The sequence below is a fragment of the Mesorhizobium sp. M7A.F.Ca.CA.002.15.2.1 genome, assembly GCF_003998715.1.
GTDB lineage: Bacteria > Pseudomonadota > Alphaproteobacteria > Rhizobiales > Rhizobiaceae > Mesorhizobium > Mesorhizobium ciceri.
Genome location: NZ_RZPI01000452.1, coordinates 1 through 4,754 on the forward strand (window position 1 = coordinate 1; position 4,754 = coordinate 4,754).

Genomic DNA, 4,754 nt, shown 5'->3' on the forward strand with positions numbered 1-4,754 from the left:
AAGTATGCCATGGCATCGGCCTGCCTGGCGGCCGACAGCGAAGCGCGGCTGAGCCAGGGCGCCCAGGCGCCGGGCCGCAGCGCATATTGTTCGCGGCGCCGGATGACGTTCCATTTGGCGGTCCGCGTCAGCAATTCATGGGTGAGCGCGGGCTGGTTTTCGTCGGCGACGAGCTGGTAGAGGAAATAGAATAGGTTCAGCGCGCCGGCCTCGAAGCTCGGCCGCGTCGCCGCCGGCAGCGAGGAAATCTCCTCCTCCAGCGCGACGATGAAGTCGGCCGCACGGGCGACGGTGCCGTGGCTGACCGCATCGCCAATGTCGCGCAGGTCCCGCGTGGCCTGCGCCAGGTCCTCCCGCTCGAGGTTCTCGGCCACGATCCGCAAATGCGTCCTGCGCATCTCCTTGACGTGCCGGCTCGTCACGCTTGCCTCATGGACGCGGTAGACGACCAGGTTTTCGGGCATCATGGCTGCCGGGTAACGGCCGGCCAGCCGCCTGAAAAGATCGAAGTCCTCGGCATGCCGGTAGGCCTGGTCATAGTGCAGGACGCTGTCGTCGATGACCTTCCTGTTGTAGACGACCGTCGGGTGCATGAAGATCGTGAAGAACATCGCCAATACAGGGATGCGGCCGAACTGGAACACCGGATCGGGCCTGCCCCTGGCGATGCGGCCGCGGATCAACATGTCGACGCCGGCGCCGCAGAAGCCCAGTTCGGGCCGCCGCTCGAACAGCGCCACCTGGCGCGACAAACGCCAGGGATAGGCGACGTCGTCGGCATCCATCCGCGCGACCAGTTCGCCCCGGGCGATCGCCAGCCCTTCGTTGAGCGTCGCGACAAGGCCACGGTTTTCGCGCGAGATGATCGAAATGCGGCTGTCGGCCTTTTGGCATCGCTCGAGTATCTCGAGCGAATTATCGGTCGAACCGTCATCGATCGCGATGATCTCCAGGCGACTGTGATCCTGCCGCAGGATGCTTCCCAGCGCGGTGGCGAGATAGGGACCGGCATTGTAGACCGGCAACAGGACGGAGACGAGCGGTGCGGCGATCATCGTCTTGCATCCGTGCGCTGGAGTTCGAGCGCCGGTGTGCGGCCATCGGGCGATCCGCCAGCCGCCGTCGCGAGCCAGCCGCCATGGCTGCCCTGTGCGGAGCGGGTGCGCGCGACATAGGGGAAGTGGCGCTTCAGGCTGTTGAGCGGCCTCTCGAAAACCACCCAGGAAATCGAGGCCGCGACAATCGTGGCGGCGCTCGCAACCAGGAAACGCCCTGGCCCTTGCTCCGAGACGTTGAGCGGAATCCAGGGTTGCGCCTTGACGGCGAGCGACAGCAATATCGGATGATAGAGATAGACGCCGTAGCTGATGCGGCCGAGGCCAAGCAGCGGCGGCAGTTCGGCAAGCTTTCCCAAAGTGCCGCCAAGGCCGCGCGAACAGGCTGCGACGATGACCATCAGCGGCACCAGCGGCAGGACTTGCCGCACCAGCCAATGGGTCCATTCGAGCATCGGATCGGCGGGCGCAGGCACAAACCACTCGATGACAAGGAATGCGGCCGCGAAGGCAGGCCAGCTGAGCCGCATCCAGTGCGGCAGGGCCGCGCCCCTGGATCGCCAGCAGGCAAGCAGCGCGCCCGTCGCCAGCGCATCCATGGATGCCGGCGGCAGCAGGTCGCGCGCCAGCGTCGTGTTGGCGGTGAGCGGCCAATAAAAGCGATAGGCCAGCGACAGTGCGATGACGCCGATGCAGATCTGTTCGAAGCGGCGGCGCGGGGCCAACAGGACGACCAGCGGCCAGGCAAGATAGAACTGCTCCTCGATGCTCAGGCTCCAGAAATGGCACAGCACCCAAGGGTTCCAGTCATTGCGCAGCGCATACCAGAAATTCGACAGGTAAAGCGCATGCCAGACCAGCGATCCCCTGGATTGGTCCAGGTCGACCAGCCAGACGAAACCCAGGACGGCGAAATAGGGTGGAAATATCCGCAAGCCTCGCCTGATATAGAAGGATCGCAGCGCGGGACCGGTCTCGAATTCGGCGGCCGAACGCGCTTCCAGGAGCAGGCGCGTGATCAGGAAGCCGCTCAGCACGAAGAACAGCCGCACGCCGATATGGCCCCAGAATGAAGATCCTCCAGCGGCGAAGAAATGGGAATACAACACCATCGTCACGGCGATGGCTCTCAACGCATCCAGTTGGATGTCGCGGGCGCTTCCCATCAGCGGCATCCGCCAGCGTGATGGCCGCGACCAAGCCGCCAGCCGGCCGTTTCGAGCGGCAGGCCAAGGCGGGCGAGACCCGCCAGAGCGCAGGCATCGTCAAACCTACGCTCGAAATCGACGGACGGGTAGCTCAAGCTGGTCAACCTGGCGGGATCCTCCACGGCGCATATCCAGTCGCAAACGAGTCCCCCAGGAGATCGTTCGGCTACGGCATTGTGCGGCGCAACACAAAAAATCTACCCAGCTGAAATACTTATGTGAGCAAGTGCTAAAAAATTGAGAAAACCGAGCGTTTCTCGTCAATTCTGGCGATTTTTCTCAGAACTTAAACGCTGTGGTTTAAATTTTGCCGATGTTCCCGCCTCGGTTGATTTGCGAGCTCGTGGCTTAAGAGCCTAGTTCTTTGTTAGACCACAGGAAATTCCGTAATCTATATTTTGTCTATATGGATCCGGCCCTGGCTCCGTGAAGAAATGATTTGGAACCATTAGCTTTGCGCGGTGCAGCATCGTCTCTGTTTTTCGTCGTTGCCACGCGCAACGCCCATTACTCGGCTGACCGCCAACCCTCACACCGCGTCGAACACCACCGTCTGCTCCAGCCCGCCGCCCCGGCGGTTTTCCAGTGTTACCGTGCCTCCGTAGCGCTCGATGATTTCCTTGGCGATGGCGAGGCCAAGACCAGCTCCGGGGATCGATTGCAGGCGGCCGGGGTCGACGCGGAAAAAGGGCTCGAACGCCTTGTTCAGGAGTTCCGGGGGGATGCCCGGCCCATGGTCCGATATGGTCAGCACGGCGCGATTGTCGGTCGCGGCCAGGTCGATGCGGCACGCCTTGCCATGGGTGGCGGCGTTGACGATCAGGTTGCGCAAGGCGCGGCGCAGGCCGAGCGCGCCGGCGCGCACGCAAACCTTTTCCAGGTGCCCGATCGAGACGGCATGGCCGAGCGACACCATCTCGGCTTCGATATCGCGCACCGTCTTTGCCAGGTCCACCGCTTCGACGGCGTCCTGGTTGACCTCTTCGCGCACCAGGCGGATGGCGCTGTCGGCGATGCGATCGAGTTCGTCGAGGTCGTGAAGCCATTTGTCGCGTTCGTCGTCCAGGAATTCGGCGCGCAGCCGCATGCGCGTCATCGGCGTGCGCAGATCATGGCCGGCAGCCGCGACCAGCCGCATGCGGCTTTCCATGGCGGTCCGCAGCCGCGACGAGAGCTGGTTCAGCGCATGCGCGGTGGCCTTGACCTCGGCCGAACCCACTTCCGGCACCGCCGCCAGCACGCCGTCCGATCCGATCTTGGAGACGGCGGCCTCCAGCATTTCGAGCGGTCGGATCAGCACCGAGGTGAAATAGACCGATACCGCCGTGGCGCCGGCGACGATCAGCGAGATCCAGCCGGCCAGAACCAGCCATTCTCGCCGCGGCGGCTTGAGGTGCGGCACCTCAATGATCGCCCATCGGCTGTCGGGCAGGTGCATCGATGCGATCTGGCCGGGTTCGTCCGGCTTCTCGTTGACGACCGCGGGAAAGTCGAGGCCACGGCGGTGCAGGATGTCGTTGAGCATCGCCGTTTCCGCACGAGCCACCTTGCCGCCCGCTGGATGGTCGGCGAATTGAACCCGCAGGACGTCGGGGATCGGCCCCGGCAAGAGCCGCACCACCATTTCCATCTGTTGGGCAATCCACGGCACGGTCAGTTCCGGCGGCGGTCCGCCGCCGCGCACGCTGATGACGGCGGCCGTCGCCAGGCCGACGACGCCGACGATCGAGGCGACCAACAGCAGGATGAGACGGCGGCGCAGCGAATTCACGCGTGGCTCTCCACGGTCTCGACACGCGCCGTGAGCTGGTAGCCGCCATTGCGCACGGTCTTGAACAGCGGCCCGTCGCCGGTGTCGGAAAATTTGCGGCGCAGCCGGCTCACCAGCACATCGACCGAGCGTTCCAGCGGATCGCGTTCGCGGCCCTGCGTCAGGTCGAGAAGCTGGTCGCGCGACAAAAGCCGGCCGGGACGGTCGAGAAACACCTGCAAAAGATCGAACTCGGCGCCGGTGAGGTCGACGGCCACGCCTCGCGCATCCGTCACCTTGCGGGTCTCCGGTTCCAGCCTATAGCTGGCAAAGCGGTAGATGCGCGCGCGCGGCGGCGCGGGCGCCTCCTCGGGCGTCGAGCGCCTGAGCACCGCGCGGATGCGGGCAATGAGCTCACGCGGGTTGAACGGCTTGCCGAGATAGTCGTCGGCGCCGAGTTCCAGGCCGATGATGCGGTCGACATCTTCCTTCAGCGCGGTCAGCAGGATGATCGGGGTGTGCGGCTTGCGGTCGCGCAAACCGCGGCAGATATCGAGCCCCGAGCCGTCCGGCAGCATCACGTCGAGCACGATCAGGTCGAATTGGCCGGAGCCAAGCCGTTGCTCGCATTCGCGCCGGTCCGCCGCCGCCGTGACGCGAAAGCCCTGGCTGTCGAGGTAACGCTGGAGAAGCGTCCTGATCTCGCGGTCGTCGTCGACGACGAGGATATGGGGTTGTGAC

General features: G+C 64.5%; 4 protein-coding genes. All 4 read right to left on the reverse strand.

Features of this window, described 5'->3' with window-relative positions:
• The coding region (locus tag ENZ74_RS22390) for a glycosyltransferase family A protein (protein WP_164761136.1) at positions 1–1,055 on the reverse strand (1,055 nt) is incomplete at its 3' end.
• Positions 1,052–2,221, reverse strand: a complete 1,170-nt coding sequence (locus tag ENZ74_RS22395) for an acyltransferase (RefSeq protein ID WP_024501681.1) — start codon at positions 2,219–2,221, stop codon at positions 1,052–1,054. The genes ENZ74_RS22395 and ENZ74_RS22390, both read right to left, overlap by 4 nt.
• Positions 2,222–2,792: 571 nt before the next feature.
• Complete coding sequence (locus ENZ74_RS22400) at positions 2,793–4,034, reverse strand: ATP-binding protein (protein ID WP_063168603.1); 1,242 nt, start codon at positions 4,032–4,034, stop codon at positions 2,793–2,795.
• Positions 4,031–4,754: response regulator (locus tag ENZ74_RS22405; protein WP_127312994.1), on the reverse strand; the 724-nt coding region annotated here is incomplete at its 5' end. The genes ENZ74_RS22400 and ENZ74_RS22405, both read right to left, overlap by 4 nt.